Here is a 26,066-nt window from a genome sequence, read left to right on the forward strand (position 1 = left end):
CCAGATGATCATACCCGCACTAGACCTGATTGACGGCGCCGTCGTGCGCCTGCATCAGGGTGACTACGGACAAAAGCGCGACTACGGAAACGACCCGCTGCCGCGTCTGCAAAGCTATCAGCAACAGGGCGCCGAACTGCTTCACTTAGTCGATCTGACCGGCGCCAAAGATCCCAGTGCCAGACAAATTCCCCTGCTGCGTAAGCTGCTGGCCGGCGTCAGCGTTCCAGTACAGGTCGGCGGCGGCGTTCGCACCCAAGAGGATGTCAGCGCCCTGCTGGACGCCGGCGCTACACGCGTCGTAATCGGTTCCACCGCAGTGAAGCAGCCCGATCTAGTCACCGGCTGGTTTAAGCGCTTCGGCGCAGACGCGCTGGTGCTGGCGCTGGACGTTCGCATCGGCGAAGACGGCAAAAAGCGCGTCGCCGTCAGCGGCTGGCAGGAAAATTCCGACCAAACGCTGGAGGAAGTCATAGAGCGCTATCGCCCCTACGGGCTGCGGCACGTGCTGTGCACCGATATCTCCCGCGACGGTACGCTTGCCGGCTCTAACGTTGAGCTGTATCGCGAAACCTGTGCCCGCTATCCTGATATCGCCTTTCAGGCTTCCGGCGGCATCGGCGACCTAAACGACATTGCGGCGCTCACGGGCAGCGGCGTTGCCGGGGTTATCGTTGGGCGCGCCCTGCTGGAAGGCAAATTTACCGTAGAGGAGGCCATCTCATGCTGGCAAAACGGATAATTCCCTGTCTGGACGTTCGGGACGGCCAGGTGGTTAAAGGCGTTCAGTTTCGCAATCACGAGATCATCGGCGACATTGTGCCGCTGGCCAAGCGCTACGCCGAAGAAGGCGCTGACGAACTGGTGTTTTATGACATCACCGCCTCTTCCGACGGCCGCGTGGTGGACAAAAGCTGGGTATCCAAGGTTGCGGAGGTAATAGATATCCCCTTCTGCGTCGCGGGCGGCATAAAAAGCGTTGAGGACGCAGGGCAAATTCTCGCCTTCGGCGCGGACAAAATTTCCATCAACTCACCGGCGCTGGCCAACCCGTCGCTGATAACTCAGCTTGCCGATCGCTTCGGCGTTCAGTGCGTCGTCGTAGGCATAGACACCTGGTACAACGCCGAGCAGGAAAGCTATCAGGTTTATCAGTTTACCGGCGACGAAGCCCGCACCAAGGCAACCGCTTGGCAAACTCTCGACTGGGTTCAGGAAGTGCAGGCGCGCGGCGCGGGCGAAATTGTGCTAAACATGATGAATCAGGACGGCGTTCGCAACGGCTATGACCTCAAGCAGCTAAGGCTAGTGCGGAGCGTATGTAACGTACCGCTTATCGCTTCCGGCGGCGCGGGCACGATGGAACACTTCTATGACGCCTTTAGCGACGCCAACGTCGACGGCGCGCTGGCGGCCTCGGTGTTCCATAAACAGATTATCAATATCGGCGAGCTGAAACGCTATCTGGCCGATAAGAAAGTGGAGATACGCCTATGTTAACGCAATTAACGCAAGAACAGCGCCAGGCGCTCGACTGGGAAAAAACCGACGGCATGATGCCCGCCATCGTACAGCACGCCGTTTCCGGCGAAGTGCTGATGATGGGCTATATGAATCAGGAAGCCCTGCACGCCACCGAACAAAGCGGAAAGGTCACCTTCTTCTCGCGCACCAAGCAGCGGCTGTGGACCAAGGGCGAAAGCTCGGGCCACTTTCTTGACGCCGTCAGCATTACGCCGGACTGTGACAACGATACCCTGCTGGTTTTGGCCAAACCCCATGGCCCTACCTGCCACAACGGCACCGACAGCTGCTTCGCGCCCGCCGAGCCGGAGTGGACGTTCCTCTACAAGCTGGAACAGCTTCTGGCCGATCGCAAAACCGCCTCGCCGGAAAGCTCCTACACCGCAAGGCTTTACGCCAGCGGCACCAAGCGCATCGCGCAGAAAGTGGGTGAAGAAGGCGTAGAAACCGCGCTGGCCGCCACCGTGCACGACCGCGAAGAGCTGACCAACGAAGCCGCCGATCTTGTCTACCACCTGCTGGTTCTGCTGCAGGATCAGGATTTGGATCTCAGTGCGGTGATAGGAAGGCTGAGGGAAAGGCATAGTTGATGGAACGGGCGGCGTTTTGGGGTTATGGAACGCCGCCGGTTTTTATTTTCTGCTTTTCCAACACCTGCTGCCGTTTGGATATTCTTAGCCGTACATACTCATAGCATGACGAATATCATTCCCTTCAAATCCCTTTTTAAGCCACTTACTCTAGCCGTCTTTTCAAATTCACAATAATATCTAGGACGACAGAATCCATTTGATAAATTGCACATTGGTTGATTATTTATTACGTTAAGCCAGGAATCTAAAAACGGAGTTAAATAAAAAATGGAATTAACCACAAACGACACAAACGACGCAGTCGCACAATTCTGGCGGGATTTCGTCGCGCTTGAACCCTCTCTTAAGGGCCTCTCTTCGCGGGAGCGTTTTGACAAAGCCAATGAGGTTCTGGCGACCTATTTCTCCGACATTGCGCTGGAAATGGCCGGTTCGCCGGAACATGAACCGATGGAGATGATTTTCACCGCTCACGGCGTGCGCGATCGCTTTCCGCTAGTGATGGAACTCGTCGCAGGAGCGCCGACGCTGCAATATCATCAGGTCGTCGCCTTTCGTCAACGGATGGCGAATCCTGAACGCTTTGCCTTTCGAATGATGGATAACCCGTTTGAACTGAGCGCAGAAAAGATGAGCTTCGCCTGCGAGGCGGACGGCGGGCAAGTCGGCCTGTACCTGAAGTTCGACTTTGAGGTGCCGTACGATATGCGCAATCGCATACAGAATATGGCTTATATCACTCTCGACCACGTGCTTGGTGAATACGACTTCGCCGTTAAGACCGGCTTTGTCGAGTTCGATCTCAGTGAAGAACAGCAGCAGCGCCTCACCTGGACGCCGCTCGGTCAGCTTCCCGCCATTTTTGACCGCTTCTGGCGCGGCGTTTCCGGTTATACCGGCGTATTCCCCGTTGGCGAAGAGCGCAGGTGGTGCGGCCTGCGGGCGGAAACGGACGACGGCGAGCTGCTGGTGACGGTACACGACAGCGCCAGAAACGTGGCCATGCGCGCCGACCTTGGCTGGGTCACGCGGCTACAAATCGACGTGGCGGATAACGGCTTGGAAACCGTTCAGGACCTACAGGACGAAATTGACGCCTATCTGGAATCTCAACGCGAAGGCGTGATGGCCTATTCGCAGCTGCAGGCGCCCTTTCGCGAAGCGGCGTATTACTCCGGCGACGCGGCAAAAACCGAGCGGCTTATCCGTCAGGCCCTGCAGCGGGCGGGCATTGAGCAGTTTGAGCTGAACAGCGAATACGATCCGTCGTGGCAGCAGTATTTCGGCTATGCGGTGCACGTTCCTCGCGATGCTTAAGCCTTACAAGAAATAGACGTCCCCTTCGGGGGACAATTTCACTATCCTCAATGGCGCGACAGCCGCTCTTTCAACGCTTCAACAATAAACGAATTCAACGACACTTCAGACGCGGCGGCGGCATGCTCCAACTGCTCGCCGAACCATTCAGGATAGCGCAGCGTAAACGTCCTTTGCTTTTCCTTTCGGGCATACGGCTCGATCCCGTGCGCTTTACAGTCTTCCAGATACTCATGTAGAGAAATCTCGCCTTCGCGTTTTAGTGCGCTAATGCTATCGGCGACAAAATCACAGTAACCGGACAGGCCAAGAAAGCGACCGCGAAAGGCGTTCAGTTCTGGAACAAAGCTAATAATCGCCGGCTGACCGGCTACAACCATGGTGTTAAGCGTATTAATATCAGGCTGTTTCTTCATATTCATGGCATTACCCCCAAACTCATAAGCCAATCACGAACGTTGACGACAGCCCCTTTATCCGTATCCGGTGACGGGTGCGGACGATGAAAATGCGCGATGCTGCCAGCCAGAAAGAACTTTATTCTTGAGCCGCGCCCCTCTTTCACTTCCCCACCGAGAGCAATAATCAACGACTCAATTTCTTTCCATTTTATCCCTGCCAAAGCAGGTGTCTTAAAAATTTGCGCCAGGGTAGAATATTGCCTCTTCCTTAGCAATTTCACCTTTCCTTGCATACACCCATCACGACTTCATATAGTGAAGTCATAATAGCGGTGTAAAAAATGAAGTCAATAAATGAAGTCAAATAATGAAATTTTTTTATCAGACTTTTAATAAAAATGAAGAGTCGTTCAAAGCCGTTGAGGATTCACTTTTTCCCTATAACCTTCCCTTCCCCAACGATATTCCCACCTTCCGAAATAGAAAACTCAGCGCCTTCCAAAAACAGCGCCCCATAATCCACGCCGCCATACATCGTTTCAATCACGGAGCTTCCCCAGCCGCCCAGCGAAATTGTATCGCCGTCCACAAACCGGACGCCGAGATAGTCCTTCGTTCCTTTCACTATAAGATGGGGACAATAGAAGCGGCAGGAAAGATTGGGCGCAGTTGAGCGGCAGCCAGGCCCGGAGGCGTAAAACAGCACGTCGACCAACAGCGTTTTTATTTCTGCGCCCGCGCTCACTTCATCAACACGTGATCGAGATGCTCAATCATCGCCTTCTCCGCGCCAATGGGATCGTGCGCGGCAACGCAGCGGTAGATTTCTTCATGCTCTTTTTGCGTTACGTCGCGCGGCTTGAAGTTGAGCATTTCGCCTCGGAAGTCCGCCATCCACTGAAACACGGCTTCGGACACCGCCATGTAGATAGGGTTGCCGGAAATGCGCGCCAGTTCCTGATGGAAGGCCATGTCCGACAGCACGAATTCTTCGTGGGTCGGCGCGTCGCGCATGGCGTTCAGCTCGTTTTGCAGCCTAGTTAAGTCGATGGCGTTGGCCTTCTGCGCCGCGATTTTGGCAATGCCGGATTCAAAGAAGATACGGGCCTCAAGCAGGTAGTCGATATTACGGCTGGAGCTCGACAGCATGTGGCGCGCTGTGAGGTCGATTTGTTCGATCATCGAATGCATGTCCACCCGAGCAATGCGGGAACGCTCGCCGTGGCGGATGGTGATAATGCCCATGCCGGAAAGGCGCTGCATCGCTTCGCGCACCACCGGGCGGCCTACGCCGAACAGGGCCATCAGTTCCCTTTCCGTCGGCATCGGATCGCCGGGCTGCATATCCTCTTCGCGAATGAGGTTAAGCAGCTGCTCAAACACTTCGTCGGACAGCTTCTTACGCTGGATCACGCGCGACTTCATTTCGGGAATGGCCATCAACGCACCTGTATTAAACACAATCAGTTAGACGGCATTCTATCGGCATAATCCGGGAGGCACAACAGAGGGACGGCAAAAGCAAAAAAGGCGGACCGCTCGCCGAATCGCGCGAAGGCCCACCTTGGGGACGACCGTTAAAACAGGAGGCTCAGTAGCCTATCTTAGCGCTTGATGGCGTCAATTTTCAGCATCCGCGCCAGCACGATATCCAGCTCTTTTTCATCAAAAATGGTTTTCCAATCCGGCTTGATAATCTTCTCTTTGCCGTAGTCGATAGCGATCATACAGGCGTCGGAGAACGGGTTGGTAGCGCGGAAGGCGACGGCCAGCGCAATCTGAACGTGCCCATACATGATGGCCTTCGCCGCCGCTTCCGGCACGCCGCTGTAGCGCACGGTTTCGTCCAGCGCTTCTTTCATCAGCGTACCGACCATGCAGGTGACGGTTTCCACCAGCGTTGGCTCCAGATAGGCCAGCTGCTTGACGGTAATCCAGTGAACGTCGTCAACCGGTGCATACATCTGGCGAACGATCTTCTCCAGCGCTTGGCGCTGTGCGTCAGTGCCCTGCTCAAACGACGCCACGATAGACTGCACCGCCGCCACGCCGCCAAAGGCGTCGGCATACTCTTCCTTGGTGTAGCGCTCAAGGAATACCGACGGATGGCACGGGTGCGCTACCGCGTACTGGACGCCTTCGCGCTGGAAAATCAGGTTGGCGTAGGAAGCCGCCGGGTCGAGCGTCAGCAGAATGGCGCCCTGCTTCATTTTCGGCACCACGTCGGCAGAGATTTTTTGCAGCGCAATGTCCGGCACCGCCAGTATCACCACGTCGCTGTTGGGAATGGACGCATCAGCGTCGGTCACTTTACGACCGGCGTCTTCAACCCGCTTTTGCCCCGCCGGCGCGTTTTCACAGTAGTAAACCTGATAGGCGCTTTTTTGCAGATTGTCGGAGATGCGCATCCCCATTTTGCCGCCGGCCCCTAACAAAGTGATGGTTTTCAGTTCAGTAGACATTCAAGTGCTCCTTATTGATTTAAAGACGATTGCGTATGTAGTTCAGGCTGTGGCGCGTCCACTGATTTTCCAAACGACAGGTGGTAACGGCGTTGGTCTCCCACGGCAGCCAGTGCTCTACGATTTGGTTAATTCCCCTCTCCTGCGGACGGACTTTTTCTACCATGTAGTCGTAATCTAAAAGCCCTTCCCCCAGCGGGCAGCCGACCAGGTTGAACCCCACCCAGCCCGCCTGACGGGTGAAGTGGAAGTCCTTAACGTGCAGGTTCAGCACCCTGTCGGCGGTGTTGTTAATCACGTCGCGAGGCTGCTCCAGCGCGGCGACGCAGTTGGCGGGGTCAAGGCATATTCCCAGCCACGGCGAGTTTATGCTGTCGATAACCGACATCATGGTTTGGCTGCTGACCTGTTCGTAGGTCTCAAGGCAGAGCCGGATATTTGACGCTTCAAACTCAGGCAAAGCCCGGCGCAGCAGCGCCTCGGCTTCCTGCGTCGTTGGGCGATGAGTCGGCGAATTGAACATGCTGCGCAGCAGGCGGACGTTTAGCTGCCGACCAATATGTAAATAGCGATCCAATACTTCCGCCGAAACGCCCTTGGTGCCCAGCTCCAGCTCAATGCCATAGCCTTCGGCCTGCTTGCGAAGCGCGACCAGCTCGGCATCCGTCATCCTCGTCACGGCCTCAAAGTCGCAGATCTGGAACAGCTTCACCTCCATCTCTGCGCACTGTTCGAGCATCTGCGGCAGCCCCATCGGGGACGTAACCCTGTCAGACGCGCGCCAAAAGAAACAGTAAGTGCTAAGCCCTACGCCCATAGTTAGTTTTCCTCCGGTGATAACGTATTTTTCATGTCGGACTGCACGGGCGCATTCGCCGCGCCGTAGCGCTGCAAGAGCGTCATCAACACGGCGGAAAGCAGCATAAAGCCGCCGACGACAAACATCGGCACGGTGTAGCCGCCGGTAGCATCGCGCAGCATGCCGGTGATGTAGCCCGCAGAGAAGCCGGCGATATTGCCGATGGTATTGATAAGCGCGACTGCGGCAGCGGCGGCAGCGCCGGTTAAAAAGCGCGTCGGCAGCGTCCAGAAGTTGGGCAAAGCGCAGAAGATGGCGCAGGCCGTTACGGTAATCACGGCAATAACGGCGGTTGGCGATTCCATATACAGCGCCAGAGGTACGCTAATTGCCCCCGCCACGGCGGGAATGGTGATGTGCCAGCTGCGGATGCCCCGCTTCGACGCATCCTTGGACCAAAAGTACAGCGCAACGGCTGCGGGCAAATACGGAACGGCGGTAATAAGCCCCTTGTCGAAGACGTTGAACGTCACCTGGAACTGCTGTTGGAAGCCGTTAATGATGGTCGGTAGGAAGAAGCCCAGCGCGTACAGGCCGTAGATAAAGCCGAAGTAGATAAGGCACAGCATCCATACCTGGCCGTTGAACATCACCGTCATCACGGTCGGATGTTTATGAGTCTGCTTGGCCTGATGCTCACGGTTAAGCTCGGTTACCAGCCAGCGCTTTTCGTCTTCGTTGAGCCACTTGGCCTCTTCCGGCTTGTCCACCAGATAGAACCAGGCCAGGATGCCGACAAGAATGGCGGGGATGGAAACGCCGAGGAACATAATCCGCCAGCCCGGCAGGTCAAAAAGCCCGTGCTGTTCGATCATCATCGCGGCCAGCGGCGCACCGATTACCGTCGTCAAGGGCTGCGCCAGATAAAACAGCGACAGGATCTTGCTACGGTAGGCGGACGGCACCCACAGGCTTAAGTACAGGATCGCGCCGGGAAAGAAGCCGGCTTCGGCAATCCCCAACAGTACGCGCAGCGCATAAAGCTCCGTCGAGCTGGAGACCCAGGTAAACAGCAGGGACACAATACCCCAGGACACCATGATCCTCGCCAGCCACTTTCGCGCGCCGTAGCGGTGCAGCGCCAGGTTGCTAGGTATTTCAAGCAAAATGTAGCCGATAAAGAAAATGCCTGACGCCAGCCCGAACTGCGCCGCGGTCAGGCCAAGATCCTGCGTCATGCCGTTTGGCCCGGCAAACGAAATCGCGGTTCTGTCCAGAAAGTTAATAAAGAACATCAGGGCCACGAACGGCACCAGACGCATAGAGATTTTCTTGATGGCCGACTTCTCGGCCTGCTCGGGGGAGCTATTCTGATGACTCATTGAGCTACCTCATTGTCATCACCCATCCTGCCAGCCGCTTCTATATTGTTTATGTCAACTGGTATGATGAGGTGATATCTTGTTGTATAAATGACAATTCGCTCAGCTTCCGCGGGTACAGAGGCCGAACGTACGAAAAATCAGTGGGTATAACGGGCTACCGCAGCGCCCAACCGCCGCGATAAGCAGAAACCGCCTTTGGCTGGCGCGGTAATAACAGCGTTCTTGTATCGGCTCACGGCACGCATGGTCTCGTCCTCCCTTTTACATACCCGGCTGTAAGCCTCTGTTCGCCGCTAACGTTTTCGCGTACGTCAAACTTCATCGACAATTGGTATGATGAGGTGATTTCTTTTTATAAGTAGAAGAGAAACCGCATTAGCGTCAATCGGTCCCTCTACCGTCACGGATCATTTGATACAAATAAAGAACAAATGATTAATTACCATTTGCCCTTTTTATGGTCAAACACTTCGCCGGTTTAAAGTTAAGGGATACGATTCAGCTCACATATTGGTCAAAATGACGGAATTAGCAACAATACCTTTTCATTAGTGTTAAATATTTTAAACAAAATGGCCTAAACGTGTGCGGGACAGGTCAAAGACAAATGTTTTCATCCACAACAAAAATGAACATAAGATCATCAAATGAATATTTGAAATGAAAAGATGGCTATTTTGCCATTACGACACCGCAGAGATCCTGGTAAAAACGCTGATACTCTTGCGGCGCCAGCGCTCGCCCATGGCTAAGCACCTTTAGGGCATGGCCATCGAATTCAGCGCGATACGGCGGGTGAACGTGGGAATAACCGTTTTCAACAAATCCCAATCCGCGATAGAAGCTTAACCTTTTGGTGGAAACGTCGTCGACAACCGGGTCAATCTCCAGAATGACCGTCTTCTCCGTACTCGAAAGCAGCTCGGTCAACAGGCGAGAGCCGTATCCTTTGCCGCGGACTTCGTCGCTGATGGCGTAGTGTTCAATATAGATATAGTCGTCAAACGCCCAATAGGCGACGAAGCCAATAAAAGCGCCCTCTTCCTGATAGGCATAGAGGAAGTAGTTATCCGCCGTTAATCCCTTGGCCTGATGCTCGAACGTTCGCTGCTCAAACCTGGGAAAGGCGCGGCCGTACAGTTCACGAAGCGGGGCAAAAAGGGGCTCATCGGTGCGGGTAATGCGGATAACGTTCATCTCAATCTCTACAGGTTAGATAATAAAGCAATGCTACAAAACGAAGAGAGAAACATACCCCAGCTGCCGGTATTTTCCAACCATTCCATTCTGTTAGAGGCTGATATTTTGTTTATCGACCGGTCAGTTTATATTTATCATCGACAATTCACAAAATAACGAGAAAAAGACTGAAATCAGCGTTTTATAACCTACATCAACGTTCTTCAAAGTAACTAAACCTACTCTGGTCTCCATTATGGTGAAGTTAATTCCAATACAGTGGAAACCTACGCTCAGCCAGCATTTTTAATATTCACACGTTTATGGAGCTTACCTATGACAAACAGAATGATCCTCAATGAAACCTCCTATTTTGGCCCCGGAGCCATCGCCCACATCGTCGATGAAGTGCAAAAACGCGGCTTTAAAAAGGCGCTTCTGGTAACGGATAAAGATCTGATTAAATTCGGCGTTGCCACCAGAGTCAGCGCGCGGCTTGAGAAGGCCGGACTGGCCTACGAAATTTTTGACGACGTCGTCCCCAACCCAACGATCGCCGTCGTTACAAAAGGCGTAGAGGCCTTCAAGCGCGCCGGCGCGGACTACCTGATTGCCGTAGGCGGCGGCTCCCCGCAGGACACCTGCAAAGCCATCGGTATCATCATCAATAACCCCGAATACGCCGACGTCAGAAGCCTGGAGGGCGTAGCCCCCACCAAGAAAGCCAGCGTACCGATGATAGCCATCCCGACAACGGCGGGAACCGCAGCCGAGGTCACAATAAACTACGTGATTACAGATGAAGAGAACCGCCGTAAGTTCGTCTGCGTCGATCCTCACGACATTCCCATCGTCGCCATTATCGATTCGGAAATGATGGCCAGCATGCCGCCGTCGCTGAAAGCGGCAACCGGCATCGACGCCCTGACCCACGCCATTGAAGGCTACACCACAAAAGGCGCCTGGGAGCTGACGGATATGATGCACCTGAAGGCGATTGAGATTATCGCCCGCTCCCTTCGCGCGTCGGTAAAAGGCTCCCCAACGGGCGTTGAAGACATGGCGCTTGCCCAGTACGTCGCCGGGATGGGCTTTTCCAACGTCGGTCTGGGGCTGGTGCACGGCATGGCTCACCCGCTGGGCGCGTTCTACGACACGCCGCACGGCGTTGCAAACGCCATTTTACTGCCGCACATTATGGCCTATAACGCCGACTTTACCGGCGAAAAGTTCCGCCAAATCGCCGTCGCCATGGGCGTAAGCGCAGCCGCCGACATGCCGATAGCCCAAGCGAGAGAGGCCGCCATCGAGGCCGTTAAGCAGCTCAGTAAAGACGTCGGCATTCCCGCTCGCCTTCGCGACGTCGGCATGAAGGAAGAAGACATTGACGCGCTGGCGAACGCCGCGTTTGCCGACGTTTGTACCGGCGGTAACCCCCGCGATACCAACGAGGAAGACATCAAAGCGCTGTACCGCTCTATTTACTGATTGCCGCGAGTTCAGGGGCCCTTCAGGTAAACGCCAGGGCCCTTTTCTTTTGCGCTTTTGATGGATTAAACATGCATAAAAAACACACTTTATACTTTACCCCACGCGTCATTAAGATTATCGTCTGACCCTGAAGCCGGAACAAAGGAGAAAGTCAGCCGTGGATAAACGTCTCAAGCGCGAAGCCAAAACCATCGAAAACATGATTGAGCTTTATGCCCGCGCGCACCCGCCCGAGGAGGAAGACGTCGATCGCTACCAGCGGCTGTATCAATATGCGCTCAAGCGTTTAGAAAAATGTCGCTTTGGCGCCCAAAAGCCCGCCTGTAAGCAGTGCCCTATTCACTGCTATCAACCCCAAAAGCGAGAGGAAATTAAAGTCGTCATGCGCTGGGCGGGGCCAAGAATGCTCCTTCATCATCCCATATTGGCTATTCGTCACCTGATTGACGATCGTCGGCCCGTCCCTCCGATACCGGAAAAACGGCGAGCGCCAAAAGCGCTCGAGAAATAGCCGTTGATACAGCTTCAGCAGCCTATCCCAACACATGAGCCGCCCGCGTTCTGAAGGCGACGCACAAACGCTAAAGAGCGCCCACGCCGATACGAGCCAGAAAATGAATCAGCCGGATGGACAAATTGACGATGGCAGGCAGAAGCATTTCGCAGGAATTTCCGGCATTGCGGAAATACCGTGACCAAGACCTCTTTATCCCATAACCCCCAACGGGAATTGGCCCTGAGCGCAGGCGGATCTTATGAATGGTCGCGTTACCCGAGACGGATAGCGCAATATCAAAACGATGAAGCGGAGCAAAAAGCAACGCATTAATCAACACGCATTCGAAATGGAAAATAGCATCAAGAAATGTAAATTCGAACGCCTAATGTAAACAAAGGTAATGGTCATTGCGGGTGATAAGTTAATTGATTAATATTACTAACGCTATAGACACATAGCGAACGTATTTTCATGATTTCCTTGCCGCCCCGCCCCCCTGCGGGGCTTTTTTTTAACTACTTACGCCCTTATTTTTAGATTGTGCGATGACTATCATTAAGTATAGACCGCCCGACACCAAAGCGTTGCAATTCGCCACCACAAAAGCTCACAAACCGTTTATTTCATTTGAAGCTATATGTCGTAATTTCCATAAAATAAGTGGCAATTATTTTATGGAAATTAATAATTGTAAAATGAAAATTCAAATTAACTTAACAATTAATAAGTTAGCGCCATCCACCACTTCGTGTTTGTTATAAAAAAGCTAGTAAGAACGGAATTCACGCTATATTATCGCCACAGCTTTATAGGGTTGAACTTATCTAAATCAGGAGGATTATATGAAAATAGCTAAGGCGTTAGCCTTAATCGCCGCCGCTGCCGTTATTGCGGGCTGCTCATCAAATGTGAAGGAGCAGGATCTGCAAACTAATGCCGCATTTGCTTTGGGAGTCGACACCAATAAAGTGGCCGTTTCCAACGTTCAAAAAAGCGGCGTTAAAACAACGTTCAATGCTCAAGTAGGAAAGAAAACTTACAGCTGTTACGTTACCTCTACGCCAAGATACCTATGGATCCCCGGCGCGGTTTCTGATGCAATCTGTTCTGGCGGAGGGAAAAAGACCTGCGACGCACTTTCCCAAAAGGCCGGCCGTTGCTAGTCACAAAGTATAAAAATTTGCTTTCTAATTAGTCGTGCTATGCGCACAATTGCCCTTGCAATAAGGGCAATTAAAAGCTATTCGTCCTTAGTAAAATAGGCTTCAAATTGAATAACAGCCCGTTATGGGTATCCGACCTTATTTCATTTTCCGCATGCGCCGCGCAGGTAAACGCCAATAATAACGGTATGGACAGCCGGTAAAGTTTCACTTTCATGAAAGTTTGCCCGTTTTGAAACTCGCGCCGGCGTTTCCGCTTCGCATTATTCGATCAGTTAATAAAGCCCAGCTCCAGATCGCATATCAGCTTTATCAACGGCAAAATCACCATCGCGCAGGCAAAAAAGAAGGTTTTTTTAGTCATTGAACACATCCTTGTATCTAAAAACGTTAAAGCGCTAATCCTTAGCGCTTACGAAGTCGAAAACGCCCCGCTTTCGACATGGGAGAGCACCGGTTTCAACGCCATGCGAGACTCGACGGACGCGCCCAATCGGATAGCGATGAAACACTGTGCCGGCAATTAAATAATGAATTGATTTTTAATTCAAATAAAAATGCGCCCTTTCCTTTACCTATCGGCCATACGCTTCAAGAACGAAAAAACGACAGCGGATGAAGCTGGGAGCCGTTTGCATCAAAGTTATCGCCTGACAGCCAGGACGCCAGCGCCTTTTTATTGGACGGCCATTCTTTATCAAGCAGCGAGAACCACGCCGTATCGCGCGTGCGCCCCTTGTACACCACGGCCTGACGAAAAACCCCTTCCGGCTGGAATCCCAGACGCTGCGCGGCTCGGCGAGAGGGCTCGTTGAGGTTATCGCACTTCCATTCGTATCGACGATACCCCAGGGTATCAAAGACGTATTTCATCAGCAGATATTGCGCTTCCGTCGCGACCCGCGTGCCTTTTAGCAGCGGAGAATAGGCGACGTGCCCAACCTCGACGACGCCGTTGCGGACGTCAATGCGCATCAGCGCCACGCTCCCCACCGGAAGCCCGCTTGCGTTATCGACGATGGCGTAATGCAGCGGATCCTGACTTTGTTCCATCGTCACCGCGTACTCAAGGTAGTCCTGTTCCGCTAAGAATGGTCCCACCGGTAACCAGGTCCAATCTCTTCCGTCCTGCGCCTGAGAGTAGGCGTGAAACAGCGCCTTACCGTGCTCTTTGGCGCTAAACGGCGTCAGGGTACAGTAATCTCCGGTTAACGCGATGCGTTCAGGCCTTGGACGCGCCTCCCATTGAGGAAGATCGTCGCCGACGGGCTGACCGTAGCTATTGATGCGAGGTGACATGGGCTCTCCACTTTCCAAATTATCAATATCGTAGTCTATAACGCATCTGCTTAAATAAGCTATGGGGTCGTCACTTATATGAAGCCCTATTATCTATCATCCCCTTTTGCCCGAACAAAATTGAAAGGCTTGAATTTCCCGTTAATGTTATCCTAACGCCCAGACAATCCATTCACGACTGCGGCACGGCAATAAAAAGCATGAAAGACGAAAAAGCACAGCCCACTTTCTATGTCCATGATTATGAAACCTTCGGCATCAGCCCGGCCTATGACCGCCCGGCGCAGTTTGCCGGCATTCGTACCGATGCAGATTTCAACGTTATCGCCGAACCACAGATAGTCTACTGCAAACCCGCCAACGACTACCTTCCCGACCCCGATGCCGTGATGATAACGGGCATTACCCCGCAGGAAGCACAGCGCAAGGGCGTGGTTGAGGCCGAGTTTGCACAGCAAATTCACGACCAGTTCAGCCATCCAAATACCTGCATCGTTGGCTATAACAACGTGCGCTTTGATGACGAAGTCAGCCGCAATCTGTTTTATCGCAACTTCTTCGACCCTTACGCCTACAGCTGGCAGCAGGGCAACTCGCGCTGGGATTTACTCGACGTAATGCGCGCCTGCTATGCGCTTAGGCCGGAAGGCATTGAGTGGCCGCTAAACGAAGAGGGGCTGCCCAGCTTTCGCCTGGAGCACCTGACCAAGGCCAACGGCGTAGAGCACAGCCATGCGCACGACGCAATGTCCGACGTGTACGCCACTATCGCTATGGCAAAGCTGGTCAAGCAGGCGCAGCCCAAGCTGTTTGACTACCTCTATCAGCATCGCGGCAAGCGAAAAATAGAAACGCTGATCGACATCGTCAACATGGCGCCGCTGGTGCACGTTTCCGGCATGTTTGGCGCACAAAGGGGAAATACCAGCTGGGTAGCCCCCCTCGCCTGGCATCCTGAAATGAAAACCGCAGTTATCGTCTGCGATCTGGCGGGCGATATGTCGCCGCTGCTGGAACTCGACGCAGACACGCTGCGCGAGCGGCTGTATACCCGCCGCGACGAGCTGCCGTCAGGGCAATCGCCGGTTCCCCTGAAGCTGATTCATACCAACAAGTGCCCGGTGCTGGCGCCGGCCAAAACGCTGCTGCCGGAAAACGCCGAGCGTCTGAACATTGACCGTCAGCGCTGTCTGAAGAACCTGCAACTGCTAAAAGAGCACCCTGAAGTGCGCGAGAAAGTGGTCGCGGTATTTGGCCAACCGGCGGAATTCCCGCCGATAAGCGACGTTGACGGCCGCCTGTACGACGGCTTTTTCAGCGACGCCGATCGAACCGCCATCGGCATTATCCGCCAGACCAAGCCGGAAAACTTGCCCGCGCTGGAACTGAGCTTCAACGACGACAGGCTTGCCCCGCTGCTGTTTCGCTATCGCGCCCGCAACTATCCGCATACGCTGGACGACGGCGAACTTCAGCGCTGGCACGCCCACCGCCAGGCGGTGCTGACGCAAGAGCGCCTGCTGGCCTATGCGGAGAAAATCGAGGCGCTGGCCGAGCAGCACGCCGACAGCGAAGAAAAAATAGCATTGCTCAAACAGCTCTATCTTTACGCGCAAAAACTGGTAGGGTAAGACCAATATGATTACGCCGCGCATCGTGTTCCGACGATTGCGGTGAATGCTGAATAAAAAGGAGAGCGCGTTGAAATCCGGCGCTGCGCTGGCAGTCTTTTCCTTCGTGCTGTGGGGCATTACGCCGCTTTACTATCGGCTGCTGCCCGGCGCATATCCTCTTGAGATGTTAGCGCAGAGAGTGCTGTGGTCCGTGCCGCTACTGCTGCTGGTAAGACCGCTGTTTTCCCACCGTACCCGCTGGAAAGAGGCATGGCGGGACAAACGCTCCATTCTGTTTTGCCTGCTAGCGACCGCCATCATGGCCGTTTCCTGGTGTACCTTTACCTACGCCTTAACTCACGGGCAGGTGCTGGCGGCAAGTCTGGGCTATTTTATCAATCCCCTTTGCTCCGTCCTGCTCGGAACGCTTTTTCTGCGTGAACGCATGAGCCTGCCGCAGAAGCTGGCGGTCGGCTTTGCCGCAGCCGGCGTAGCCTATCAGCTTATCCAATATGGCCAGCTGCCGGCGTTGGCGCTCATTATGGGCAGCGCTTTTGCTCTGTACGGCCTTGCCCGTAAGTTTATCCGCTTTGACATCATTACCGCTCTGACAATCGAAACCCTGTGGCTGGTGCCGCTGGCTCTGTTAATCACCCTTCTTCTACCGATTTATGGCGAAAGCCAGCTGGCGAACGCCGACCTGCAGACCTACGTTTACTACGCGCTCACCGCCCCCGTCACCCTGCTGCCGCTGATGTTCTTCGCCGCCGCCGTCAGGCGCACTACGCTGATTACCGTCGGGCTGGCGCAGTACATCGAGCCCACGCTACAGTTTTTACTGGCGATTTTTCTGTTCAACGAGGCGTTCGACAGCGTTAAGGGCGTCAGCTTCGGCCTGATTTGGATTGGCCTGCTGTTTTGCGTTTCGGGCATGTTTAGCCAGTGGGTTCGGCAGTGGAAGAGCAAAAGGCTGGCGGCGTTGAGATGAGAAAAATGGAATAAGCAAACATAGACTCAGCTTACGGCCAATATTTTTCCTACCGCCTGGCGTAGGTGGCGATTGTTGACAATAGCCGGTGAAAAATTGTTGTTTTTTAATAAAGAGGAAAAGTCGTGAGGCAACTACACACGATAGTCATGTGCAGCGCCTCTTTGACATAGTGATAAAAAAGTTACTTCATCATATCCTGACACTCTTTCGCCATGCCGTCCGTATCGCTACCGTAGAAGTAGTTCCAGTAGGCGCGCTTTACCATTGCGATTGGCAGCAGGCCGCTGCTTCTCATTCGGCCAAGCACGAAGGCCTCGTTAAAGGAGAGGTTTTCTTTTTCGATAAACATCACCGTTTCAAATTCTTCAAGCCCAATCTCACACGCCTGCGACAGCGGATAATCGGCTTTGCCCTTAAGATAGTCATCCTTACTCAGGTTGCCCTCTTTTTGCCAAACCGAAGCCGCATAGTCACAGTAGGCCTTCAGCGTTTTCTCTCCCTTCACGCTTTTCAGGAAATAGAGCTCTTTGTCCTTTTCCTTGAGCATGTTGAACATCTTGGATTCATCCATTAGCGTAGCCGACATTTTTTCCTGGAACGAGGCGCGATACTGAAGGCATATCTGCGGCACCAGGCTGTCGATGTGGGCGGTTAGCGCATCCTGATTCAGGGACATGGTTTCATCGCATTCTTCAGCCGTTTTATTTTCGCTGATAAACTTCTGTTCCAGCAGCTTTTGCTGCGCCCGGCGGTCTATCCCCACCAGCTCTGCAGGCACCTTATCGCCGGCGGCCTGCATCAGGCTCGGCTCGGTCATAAAGTCGACCATCACCCGGCAGCTCTGCGGCAGGCGGGGATCGTAGTTGTGCTGCCCGGTCGTCGAACAGGCGGAAATCAGCAGGGAAGATGCGGCAACGCACCAGAGGGCAAAGGCTTTTTTAGTTTTCATAGGATTGTCCATTCCAATTTTGGTTATTAATTTACGAAAAAACCGATGATAACAATCAATGTGGATTAAGAAAAAGCATTAACGCAAAAAATAGAGAATCAACGTAGAAAATTGAGTGAATAGTGGTTCAAATAATGGCGCCGTAATAGGCTAATTGTAATATTCCATGCCCATAATATTTTAAAATAGCGATCGTTTACCCGATCGCTAAACATGCTAATAGAACTTCATTGACTTCCGCTTATATTCTCACTTAGCGAGCGTTAATCAATTCACCTACTTTCTGACACTTTTTCGCCATTGCTTCTGAATCTTTTCCGAAGAGGGTATTATTATAAACTCGCTTAATAAGCATCTCAGACATCATGTCTATTTTCTTCTTTTTATCGTTATCAGAAGCCGCTTGCGTATCGAATAACTTTGGTTCTAACTTTGCCAAATTATTTTCGCACGGCTGGGGTAAAGGATAGGCAGATTGCAATTTACGATAGTCATCAAGCGTTAGCAGTTTGTTGGCTCGCCAAGTAGAAACCGCATAGCTACAGAAATTCTTCAGGACCTTTTCTCCTTTAATCGCTTTAAGTCGATAAAGCATGGCGTCCTCGTGCTCCATTTGAATGTTTGTATAACCATCGCCACGCCCCTTTGCGTCAAGCCTTTCTTTAAATAACGCTCGGTGCTGTAGACAAACCAAAGGCATCATTTTATCTGGGCCTACTTTTGTTATTCTCCCAGTTAAAAATAGGAGGCAGTCCTCATCGCTCTTATTTGCGCCAAGCAATGTTTTTTCCATCCACTTCCGCTGTTGATCGCGACTTTTTCCCTTCATCTCTTTAGGAATAAAATTCTCCCCTTCAGCAATCATGAAAGGTTCTGTCATAAACTCGGCTACGGCGCGACAGCTCAACGGCAATTCAGGCGTGTAGCGATACGACGCAGCGATTGAACTCGTTGAGGCTAATAAAGTAGAAGAGGTGATAATGCAGCAGAGTAAAAATTTAGTTTTTGACATGTTAAGGCACTCACCATCCATTTGAGTTATAAATAATATCCTCTTAGTACTTTAAATAAAAAATCGCTCAAATAAAACAAAAAACCGCAGGCCGTTTGGCACTGCGGTTTTTTATTTTCAGCTTGGGCCGACGTTCGCTACTCGACCTTCAGCGGCTCCGGCAGCACTTCCTGCACCGGGGCTTTTCCCCGGTTGGCGCCGAGCGTCGGCACCGGACGGCGGAAGCCGCGGGTGATAAACGCCAGATAGAGGATCCCCAGCCCGCCCCAAACCAGGCCCAGACGCAGAGAGTCCGCCTCCAGGTTCAGCCACAGGATAACAATCATCAGCGCGCCCAATAGCGGCAGCACGAGGAAGCTGAACACGTCTTTGGCCGTTTTATTGCGCTTTTGGCGAATAAAGAAGAACCAGAACACGGAGATGTTCACAAAGCTGAACGCCACCAGCGCGCCGAAGTTAATCAGCGAAATGGCGCTTTCCAGGTCTAAAAACAGCGCCAGCAGCGCAATGACGCCCACGATCAGAATATTGCTGACCGGCGTCTTCCACTTCGGATGCACGTAGCCAAACACCTTCTCTGGCAGCACGTTGTCGCGCCCCATGACGTACAGCAGGCGGGCGATGCTCGCGTGAGAAGCCAGCCCGGACGCCACCGCACCGACGACCGTACAGCACAGCAGAACGGACTGAAACAGCTTGCCGCCGACGTACAGCGCGATTTCCGGCGTGGCGTTGTCCGGGTCGTTAATCAGCGTCAAGTCGGGAAAATAGAGCTGAATAAAGTAGGAAACCGCCACGAAGATAATGCCGCCGTACAGCGCGGTCAGGAAAATCGCGCGCGGAATAACGCGCTTGGGATCCGGCGTCTCTTCCGACAGGGTGCTGACCGCGTCAAACCCGAGGAAAGAGAAACACAGCACCGTCGCCCCGGCGATAATCGGCACCAGATGCGCTTCGTTTGAGAAGAACGGGCGGGTCAAATCAACCGCATGTCCCGGTTCCCCTTGGCTCAGTCCGCTCCACACCAGATAGATAAACACCACCAGAATGGCGACCTGAAAAAACACCAGCACCATGTTGAGGTTAGCGACCCAGTTAACGCCGCGCAGGTTGGTGATGGTCATGACCAGGATGCAGCCAACAACCCAGATCCACGAATGCACGTCAGGAAACAGCGCCGTCAGGTAAATCTTCGCCAGCAGCACGTTGATCATCGGCAGGAACATATAGTCCATCAGGGAGAGCCAGCCCACCATGAACCCAACGTAGGGATTTATCGCCTTTTGCGAATAGGTGTAGGCCGAGCCCGCCTCAGGGAACTGGCGCACCAGCTTACCGTAGCTTATGGCGGTAAACAGCACCGCCGCCAGCGCAAGCATATAGGCGCTGGGCACGTGCCCTTCCGTCTTGCCGGAAACGATGACAAAGGAGTCAAATACGGTCATGGGCGTCAGATACGCCAAACCGATGACAACGATTTGCCACATTTTCAGCGTACGCTTGAGCTGGACGCGATTAGTAACGGGTATAGAAGTCGCAGATAGACTAATAGACATAGCCGCATTCCCCCGTGCTCTCAACTTTTTTACTCGATGAAACGTAAAGCAGAGAGGCCGCAAGGGAATGACTTAGGCGGCTAATAGAAGAAGGGTAACATCGGATGGCCAAGTGCAGGACGTTGGGGGCTCCATAGTCGCTGCGGCGGTATGAATTACCGACGCAGAGAGGTGGTTTAAGGATGGATATTTTCATATTTATTCCTTATTCAATAAGTTACCGGTTTAATCGGTAGTAGCGAATAATTATTAACCTCGGAATAAGCCCTATAAACCTTTATAACTTAAAGATTTATAACCATTTTTCTCTGGCCGGATGCAAAAAAATAACCGACATTCTTTTATGCCGGTTATTCAATATCGGATGCATTTTGCACCACAATTATCCCCTTGCCAATAGGTGAAAAAAAATAATTTTTTCTTTTATAGAAACATTTTAAAACATCAATAAAAACAAATAATTAAAAACAACAAATGCGGCGTAAGTTTCCCTTTTTATTGACATATTCTCTATACTTTTTCTCACCGCGGATGACCGGTTTAGAAAAATTTTGAAACCATTTCCGGGGTGGTGTATTTTTGTGATCGGTAGCACAATCTAATTTTTAATTTGTATGACAAATAGAACAAGGCATAGAGGGTTATAAACCATGCTTCCCTTTTTGAGCTCCTGCTGGCAGTACGTCAGGGCCTTTGCCCTGATTTATCTCTGCCTGCTGGCGGGCAATCTGTGTGCGAGCGTTATTCCTTTTGAAATTCCCGGCAGCATTATCGGCATGATTATCCTGTTTGTGCTGCTTTGTTCACAAATCCTGCCTTCCGCATGGGTAAAACCCGGCTGTTATCTGTTTATTCGCCACATGGCGCTGCTGTTCGTGCCCGTCTGCATCGGCATCATGAAGTATTACCCTCTGCTGGTCAGCCAGCTTGGCGCGCTGGTCGTTTCCTGCATTGTAAGCAGCCTCGTGACGATGCTGGTCGTCGGCTATTCCTCTCATTATGTGCATAGAGAAAAGCGGACGAACGGCAAAAAGGAGTCATCATAATGTGGTGGGCTATTCCCCTGACGGCAATCGCATTTTACGGCGCGCGCTTTTTAGCCATCAAGCTGAAGACGCCGCTGCTTAATCCAATGCTGATTGCGATGCTGATTATTATTCCGCTTCTGCTGCTGACCCATACCGACTACGACAGCTATTTTGAAGGCAGCTCGCCGATAAACGCCCTGCTTCAACCGGCCGTGGTTGCGCTGGCTTTTCCGCTGTACGAGCAGCTGCATCAAATTCGGGCGCGCTGGAAGTCCCTTCTGCTCATCTGCCTCGGCGGCAGCCTGTTGGCCATGGGCAGCGGCGCTGCGCTGGCGCTTTGGCTCGGCGCATCGCCGGATATCGCCGCCTCCGTGCTGCCCAAGTCCGTCACTACGCCAATCGCCATGGCGACGTCCCACGCGATCGGCGGCATTCCCGCCGTTACCGCGCTCTGCGTCATGCTGGTCGGCATTTTCGGCGCCGTTTTCGGCTACCCGTTGCTTAAGCTGTTAAGGATCACGACCACTTCCGCGCGCGGCTTATCCATCGGCGCTACCGCTCACGCTCTCGGCACCGCCCGCTGCGTAGAGGAAGACTATCAGGAAGGCGCCTACAGCTCGCTGGCGCTGGCCATCTGCGGGGTTATCACCTCCCTGGCCGCACCGTTTGTCTTTCCCATTATTATCCGGCTGTTTTCTTAAATCTTTACGCTGCGTGAGCGCCGAAGGGAGAAAAATCCCTTCGGCGTTAAAGCCGCGTTGCATTTGTTTACATCGCACAGGCAGCAGAATGCCACACTTTGCGCTATACTCAGCAACCCAAGGGAATTGCTCGAACGACATCCGCTAAAAACGTCACACGGATCTCAATATTCAACACAATGTCTATATTTTCATAACATTGCCTGTACATTTGAGCCGAGTTTCTTAAAATTAGCGGACGACGAAGGGCGATGCCCGACTATACCCCCACTGATCCGATATGAAGAGCCAACCTCATGGAACTCGAATACGAAAGTAAACGTCCGCTTTATATCCCTTATTCCGGCCCTGCTCTGCTTGAAACCCCTCTGTTGAATAAAGGCAGCGCCTTTACCGACGAGGAGCGCAGCAACTTCAACCTGCACGGGCTGTTGCCGGAAGCGATTGAGACGATTGAAGAGCAGGCCGAACGGGCCTACAAGCAGTTCATTGAATTCAAAACCGACATCAACAAGCACATCTACCTGCGCAACATTCAGGACACCAACGAAACGCTCTTTTATCGACTTCTCGACGATCACCTGAGCGAAATGATGCCGGTTATCTATACGCCGACCGTCGGCGAAGCCTGCGAACACTTCTCTGATATCTACCGTCGCCATCGCGGCCTGTTCATCTCCTATCCGAACAAAGACAACATTGATGACATGCTGCAAAACGCCACCAAGCAAAACGTCAAGGTGATCGTCGTCACCGACGGCGAACGCATTCTTGGCCTTGGCGATCAGGGCATCGGCGGTATGGGGATCCCTATCGGTAAGCTTTCTCTTTACTGCGCCTGCGGCGGCATCAGCCCCGCCTACACGCTGCCGGTGGTGCTTGACGTCGGCACCAACAACCAGCAGTGCTTGAACGACCCGCTCTATATGGGATGGCGCCATCCGCGCATCACCGGCGACGAATACTACGAATTCGTCGACGCCTTCATCAGCGCCGTTAAGCGCCGCTGGCCCAACGTGCTGCTACAGTTTGAAGACTTCGCGCAAAAGAACGCCATGCCGCTGCTGACCCGCTACCGCGACGAGCTGTGCTGCTTTAACGACGACATCCAGGGTACCGCCGCCGTAACGCTGGGCAGCCTCATCGCCGCCAGCCGCGCGGCCGAAAGCCAGCTTAAGGATCAGACCGTCGTCTTCCTGGGCGCAGGCTCCGCTGGCTGCGGCATCGCCGAGCAAATCATCGCCCAGATGATCGCCGAAGGCCTAAGCGAAACCGAAGCGCGCGCGCGCATTTTCATGGTTGACCGCTTCGGCCTGTTGACCGATCAGATGCCGACGCTGCTGGACTTCCAGGCCAAGCTGGTGCAAAAGCACGATGCGCTGAGCCACTGGAGTACCGACAGTGAAGCTATCTCTTTGATGGACGTGATCCGCAACGCCAAGCCAACGGTGCTTATCGGCGTTTCCGGCCAGGCCGGGCTGTTTACCGAAGAGGCGATCCGCGAAATGCACCGCCACTGCGCGCGCCCAATCGTCATGCCGCTGTCTAACCCAACTTCAAGGGTGGAAGGCCGTCCGGAAGACATCATCAACTGGACCGACGGCGCCGCGCTGGTTGCCACCGGCAGCCCCTTCGCGCCGGTGATGTATAAGGAAAAGACCTATCCTATCGCCCAGTGCAACAACTCCTATATCTTCCCTGGCATCGGCCTTGGCGTTCTGGCGGCTAAAGCAACGCGTGTCACCGACGGCATGCTGATGGCGGCCAGCCGCGCATTAGCGGACTGCTCGCCGCTGGCCAAGCACGGCGAAGGCGCGCTGCTGCCGGAAGTCGATGACATTCAGGAAGTGTCCCGCTATATCGCGCTCAAGGTTGCGAAGATGGCGCAGTTGGAAGGCGTCGCGGTCGTCACCTCTGACGAAGCGCTGCAAAAAGAGATCGACAGCAACTTCTGGACGCCGGAGTACCGCCGCTACAGGCGCACCTCGTTCTAACCGTTCCAATCCAGCGCGGCGGAAGGCTCTCCGCCGCGTTTTTTCTTCAACCACAATCCCCTACCGCTCCCCTTATCTTTAACCTTTCGCCTTAACTTTTCACTTTTGCTCTCTTGTTTTCACGCTTGGCGTAAAGTAGCCTTGATCGGTCTCTGCCTTAAAACAGACTCAATGACGATGCTGATATTCAAACGATTGATTTATAGCCTATTGGCGCTGCTAATTCTCGCACTTGGCGCCGCACTGCTGCTTGACCGCTGGATAAGCTGGCGCACGGCTCCCTATGTCTATGAAAACATCGACGAGCTGCCGCCAAGCCAGGTCGGCGTGGTATTAGGCACGTCAAAATACGTCCGCACCGGCGTCGTTAATCAGTATTATCAGTTTCGCATTCAGGGCGCGCTGAACCTGTATAACGGCAACAAGGTCAGCTATCTGCTTCTCAGCGGCGATAACGCGCAGATGAACTACAACGAGCCCATTACGATGCGCAAAGACCTGATTCAGGCCGGCGTCCCTGCCGCCGACATCGTGCTCGACTACGCGGGCTTTCGCACGCTGGACTCGATAATTCGCACCCGCAAGGTGTTCGACACCAACGGTTTTACCATCATCACCCAGCGCTTCCACTGTGAGCGTGCGCTGTTTATCGCCATGCACAGCGGCATCAAGGCGCAGTGCTACGCCGTGTCTTCGCCAAAGGATATGTTTATGGTGCGGGCCAGAGAGGTGGGCGCCCGGCTGGGCGCACTGTTGGATTTGTACATTCTGGAACGGGAGCCGCGCTTCCTTGGCCCCCTGATCCCTATTCCCACGCCCTATACCTTAAAGAGCGACGAACAGGGATACCCGGCCGTATCGCCGGAACAGCTTTCAACGCTGGATGAAACGCCGGCCAGTGCGCCTTCCCCAACGTCTCCCGCTTCCGCCTCCGCGGCACATTAAGCCCCACGCCTTTGCACAACGGCGTCCGTTAGCTTACGCCACAGCCACTCCAGCGGCCCCTGCCTGAAGTACCTCAGCCAAATAAGAGAAAAAAGCAGATTAACGCCCCAGACGGCCGGAACAAACGCCAGCAGCGTCAGCCTGTCGAAGTGCCGATAGCCGCCAAAATGATAAAACAGCGTAGTGCAAACCAGCGTTTGCAGCAGATAGTTGCTGAGCGTCATTCGCCCCACCTGAGACAGTAAGCTGCGAACGCGGGCCATACCGGCGCTTTGGCCATAGCCGAACCACAGGGCCAGATAGGCCAGCCCCTGCAAAACTGAGCCCACCTCTTTAACAACCTGTAAATAATAGCCGCTCACGGCCAGATCCCACTCAAAGCGCCACTGCAGCGCAACAGCGAAGGCCTTTATCGCTAACGAAGCCAGCAGCCAGAACCAGCCCTGACGACGATAAACCGCCGTACTCCACTCGCCCTTTAGCCAGCCGTTTCTCATCAGCGCCGCGCCGATAAGCATCAGCCCCAGCAGCTGCCAGCCGTACTGTAGAAAAACCGAAAGCAGCACCGACAGCGTCATACTCAGACGTTGGCCCCTTGCCGCTTCACCGCCCGCCAGTTTCCAAGCTGCTTCGCGCGCGATGTCCGTCGCCGTGGGCGTCCAGTCGGCGCTGGTTACCCCTGCCATCAGGGTTCCCATCCAGAAAAGCAGCAGCAGGCCTATGGCAAACAGCACGACGCCGGTGCTCAACAAGCCCCTCACAGTCGATGACGCGCGCATCACCAAAACCCCGCCGATGCCAACCAGCGCATAGGTAAGCAGAATGTCCCCTTCCCACAGCCATACGCCGTGAACAAAGCCCAGCATCGCCAACCAGCAGAGGCGAGACAAATTCCAAAACGAGCCGCGTCGGTGCAAAAGCTCAAGCCCCGCGCCGAACAGCAGCGCGAACGCGGCGAGAAACGATCCCTGCGCCGCGACGTTAAGTATCGTCCAAACCGCGCCGTCGCTAAAAGAGGGCGTTCCGGCGTAAGCGGGGTTCATATAGGCGGCGCGCGGCAGCGCAAAACCGCCGATATTGAGGATAAGAATGCCAAACAGCGCCAGGCCGCGCGCGCCGTCCAGCGCCTGAATGCGGGATGCCTTAACCGGCTCTGCGGGCATGG

The 26,066-nt window shown here is 53.7% G+C and carries 27 protein-coding genes; 14 read left to right on the forward strand and 13 right to left on the reverse strand.

Annotation, left to right across the window (positions count from 1 at the left end):
• Nucleotides 1-4 precede the first annotated feature (4 nt).
• The 4 genes from hisA to V8L73_RS11070 all read left to right on the forward strand — a co-directional run bounded on the left by hisA (nt 5) and on the right by V8L73_RS11070 (nt 3,434).
• Nucleotides 5-742: a 1-(5-phosphoribosyl)-5-[(5-phosphoribosylamino)methylideneamino]imidazole-4-carboxamide isomerase gene (hisA, locus tag V8L73_RS11055; RefSeq protein ID WP_261830821.1), complete on the forward strand. Its 738-nt coding sequence runs from the start codon at nt 5-7 to the stop codon at nt 740-742.
• Nucleotides 724-1,500, forward strand: coding sequence for an imidazole glycerol phosphate synthase subunit HisF (gene hisF, locus V8L73_RS11060; protein WP_261830820.1), 777 nt, complete (start codon nt 724-726; stop codon nt 1,498-1,500). Before hisA ends, hisF begins: the two co-directional genes overlap by 19 nt.
• Nucleotides 1,494-2,114: a bifunctional phosphoribosyl-AMP cyclohydrolase/phosphoribosyl-ATP diphosphatase HisIE gene (gene hisIE / locus V8L73_RS11065; RefSeq protein WP_027272967.1), complete on the forward strand. Its 621-nt coding sequence runs from the start codon at nt 1,494-1,496 to the stop codon at nt 2,112-2,114. Before hisF ends, hisIE begins: the two co-directional genes overlap by 7 nt.
• A gap of 270 nt (nt 2,115-2,384) precedes the next feature.
• Nucleotides 2,385-3,434, forward strand: coding sequence for a DUF695 domain-containing protein (locus V8L73_RS11070; protein ID WP_036023051.1), 1,050 nt, complete (start codon nt 2,385-2,387; stop codon nt 3,432-3,434).
• Nucleotides 3,435-3,481: 47 nt separating this feature from the next.
• On the opposite strand, the gene V8L73_RS11075 is transcribed toward V8L73_RS11070, so the two are convergent.
• The 8 genes from V8L73_RS11075 to V8L73_RS11110 all read right to left on the reverse strand — a co-directional run bounded on the left by V8L73_RS11075 (nt 3,482) and on the right by V8L73_RS11110 (nt 9,678).
• Nucleotides 3,482-3,814, reverse strand: a complete 333-nt coding sequence (locus tag V8L73_RS11075) for a type II toxin-antitoxin system HicB family antitoxin (RefSeq protein ID WP_261831147.1) — start codon at nt 3,812-3,814, stop codon at nt 3,482-3,484.
• Between the two features lie 38 nt (nt 3,815-3,852).
• On the reverse strand, nt 3,853-4,128 hold the full coding sequence (locus V8L73_RS11080; protein WP_027272965.1) for a type II toxin-antitoxin system HicA family toxin: 276 nt from the start codon (nt 4,126-4,128) through the stop codon (nt 3,853-3,855).
• A gap of 134 nt (nt 4,129-4,262) precedes the next feature.
• Nucleotides 4,263-4,580, reverse strand: a complete 318-nt coding sequence (locus V8L73_RS11085; protein WP_261830818.1) for a hypothetical protein — start codon at nt 4,578-4,580, stop codon at nt 4,263-4,265.
• Complete coding sequence (gene nanR, locus V8L73_RS11090; protein WP_261830817.1) at nt 4,577-5,275, reverse strand: transcriptional regulator NanR; 699 nt, start codon at nt 5,273-5,275, stop codon at nt 4,577-4,579. The genes V8L73_RS11085 and nanR overlap by 4 nt, the downstream gene beginning before the upstream one ends.
• A gap of 164 nt (nt 5,276-5,439) precedes the next feature.
• Nucleotides 5,440-6,297 carry a phosphogluconate dehydrogenase C-terminal domain-containing protein gene (locus V8L73_RS11095; protein WP_027272962.1) on the reverse strand — a complete coding sequence of 286 codons (858 nt, stop codon included), beginning with the start codon at nt 6,295-6,297 and terminating at the stop codon, nt 5,440-5,442.
• Nucleotides 6,298-6,316: 19 nt separating this feature from the next.
• The gene (locus V8L73_RS11100) at nt 6,317-7,114 is read right to left on the reverse strand and encodes a sugar phosphate isomerase/epimerase family protein (RefSeq protein ID WP_027272961.1); all 798 of its coding nucleotides are present in this window, start codon (nt 7,112-7,114) and stop codon (nt 6,317-6,319) included.
• A gap of 2 nt (nt 7,115-7,116) precedes the next feature.
• Complete coding sequence (locus V8L73_RS11105) at nt 7,117-8,478, reverse strand: MFS transporter (RefSeq protein ID WP_027272960.1); 1,362 nt, start codon at nt 8,476-8,478, stop codon at nt 7,117-7,119.
• Between the two features lie 675 nt (nt 8,479-9,153).
• Nucleotides 9,154-9,678, reverse strand: coding sequence for a GNAT family N-acetyltransferase (locus V8L73_RS11110; protein ID WP_347253000.1), 525 nt, complete (start codon nt 9,676-9,678; stop codon nt 9,154-9,156).
• A 318-nt stretch (nt 9,679-9,996) separates the two neighbouring features.
• On the opposite strand from V8L73_RS11110, the gene fucO reads away from it, so the two are divergent.
• The 4 genes from fucO (at nt 9,997) to V8L73_RS11130 (ending at nt 12,813) form a co-directional block, all read left to right on the forward strand.
• Nucleotides 9,997-11,148: a lactaldehyde reductase gene (gene fucO / locus V8L73_RS11115; RefSeq protein WP_347253001.1), complete on the forward strand. Its 1,152-nt coding sequence runs from the start codon at nt 9,997-9,999 to the stop codon at nt 11,146-11,148.
• Between the two features lie 202 nt (nt 11,149-11,350).
• Nucleotides 11,351-11,662: a nitrous oxide-stimulated promoter family protein gene (locus V8L73_RS11120; RefSeq protein WP_347254815.1), complete on the forward strand. Its 312-nt coding sequence runs from the start codon at nt 11,351-11,353 to the stop codon at nt 11,660-11,662.
• 34 nt (nt 11,663-11,696) lie between these two features.
• Nucleotides 11,697-11,846 (forward strand): hypothetical protein, encoded by a 150-nt coding sequence (locus V8L73_RS11125; RefSeq protein WP_347253002.1) that lies wholly within the window; start codon nt 11,697-11,699, stop codon nt 11,844-11,846.
• A gap of 646 nt (nt 11,847-12,492) precedes the next feature.
• A complete protein-coding gene (locus tag V8L73_RS11130; protein ID WP_347253003.1) occupies nt 12,493-12,813 on the forward strand; it encodes a hypothetical protein in 321 nt (106 codons plus the stop codon).
• A gap of 591 nt (nt 12,814-13,404) precedes the next feature.
• On the opposite strand, the gene V8L73_RS11135 is transcribed toward V8L73_RS11130, so the two are convergent.
• Complete coding sequence (locus V8L73_RS11135) at nt 13,405-14,112, reverse strand: GNAT family protein (protein ID WP_347253004.1); 708 nt, start codon at nt 14,110-14,112, stop codon at nt 13,405-13,407.
• Between the two features lie 200 nt (nt 14,113-14,312).
• Between V8L73_RS11135 and sbcB the strand changes: the two genes are divergently transcribed.
• Together sbcB and rarD are read left to right on the forward strand one after the other, a co-directional pair.
• Nucleotides 14,313-15,743, forward strand: a complete 1,431-nt coding sequence (gene sbcB, locus V8L73_RS11140; RefSeq protein WP_347253005.1) for an exodeoxyribonuclease I — start codon at nt 14,313-14,315, stop codon at nt 15,741-15,743.
• A gap of 46 nt (nt 15,744-15,789) precedes the next feature.
• Nucleotides 15,790-16,713 (forward strand): EamA family transporter RarD, encoded by a 924-nt coding sequence (gene rarD / locus V8L73_RS11145; RefSeq protein WP_027272953.1) that lies wholly within the window; start codon nt 15,790-15,792, stop codon nt 16,711-16,713.
• Nucleotides 16,714-16,897: 184 nt separating this feature from the next.
• Here the strand turns inward: rarD and V8L73_RS11150 are convergent, their stop codons facing one another.
• From V8L73_RS11150 to V8L73_RS11160, 3 genes are all read right to left on the reverse strand, one after another.
• A complete protein-coding gene (locus V8L73_RS11150) occupies nt 16,898-17,665 on the reverse strand; it encodes a hypothetical protein (protein WP_347253006.1) in 768 nt (255 codons plus the stop codon).
• 253 nt (nt 17,666-17,918) lie between these two features.
• The gene (locus V8L73_RS11155) at nt 17,919-18,677 is read right to left on the reverse strand and encodes a hypothetical protein (RefSeq protein ID WP_347253007.1); all 759 of its coding nucleotides are present in this window, start codon (nt 18,675-18,677) and stop codon (nt 17,919-17,921) included.
• 137 nt (nt 18,678-18,814) lie between these two features.
• On the reverse strand, nt 18,815-20,233 hold the full coding sequence (locus tag V8L73_RS11160; RefSeq protein WP_081650707.1) for an APC family permease: 1,419 nt from the start codon (nt 20,231-20,233) through the stop codon (nt 18,815-18,817).
• A gap of 650 nt (nt 20,234-20,883) precedes the next feature.
• On the opposite strand from V8L73_RS11160, the gene V8L73_RS11165 reads away from it, so the two are divergent.
• The 4 genes from V8L73_RS11165 to sanA all read left to right on the forward strand — a co-directional run bounded on the left by V8L73_RS11165 (nt 20,884) and on the right by sanA (nt 24,901).
• Complete coding sequence (locus V8L73_RS11165; RefSeq protein WP_027272950.1) at nt 20,884-21,279, forward strand: CidA/LrgA family protein; 396 nt, start codon at nt 20,884-20,886, stop codon at nt 21,277-21,279.
• Complete coding sequence (locus tag V8L73_RS11170) at nt 21,279-21,962, forward strand: CidB/LrgB family autolysis modulator (RefSeq protein ID WP_347253008.1); 684 nt, start codon at nt 21,279-21,281, stop codon at nt 21,960-21,962. Before V8L73_RS11165 ends, V8L73_RS11170 begins: the two co-directional genes overlap by 1 nt.
• Before the next feature lie 296 nt (nt 21,963-22,258).
• A complete protein-coding gene (locus tag V8L73_RS11175; protein WP_027272948.1) occupies nt 22,259-23,956 on the forward strand; it encodes an NAD-dependent malic enzyme in 1,698 nt (565 codons plus the stop codon).
• 183 nt (nt 23,957-24,139) lie between these two features.
• Nucleotides 24,140-24,901, forward strand: a complete 762-nt coding sequence (gene sanA / locus V8L73_RS11180; protein WP_027272947.1) for an outer membrane permeability protein SanA — start codon at nt 24,140-24,142, stop codon at nt 24,899-24,901.
• Here sanA and yeiB read toward each other — a convergent pair.
• Nucleotides 24,898-26,064: a DUF418 domain-containing protein YeiB gene (gene yeiB / locus V8L73_RS11185; RefSeq protein WP_261830807.1), complete on the reverse strand. Its 1,167-nt coding sequence runs from the start codon at nt 26,062-26,064 to the stop codon at nt 24,898-24,900. The genes sanA and yeiB overlap by 4 nt on opposite strands.
• Nucleotides 26,065-26,066 lie beyond the last annotated feature (2 nt).

This window comes from Leminorella grimontii (genome assembly GCF_039789245.1).
GTDB classification, from domain to species: domain Bacteria; phylum Pseudomonadota; class Gammaproteobacteria; order Enterobacterales; family Enterobacteriaceae; genus Leminorella; species Leminorella grimontii.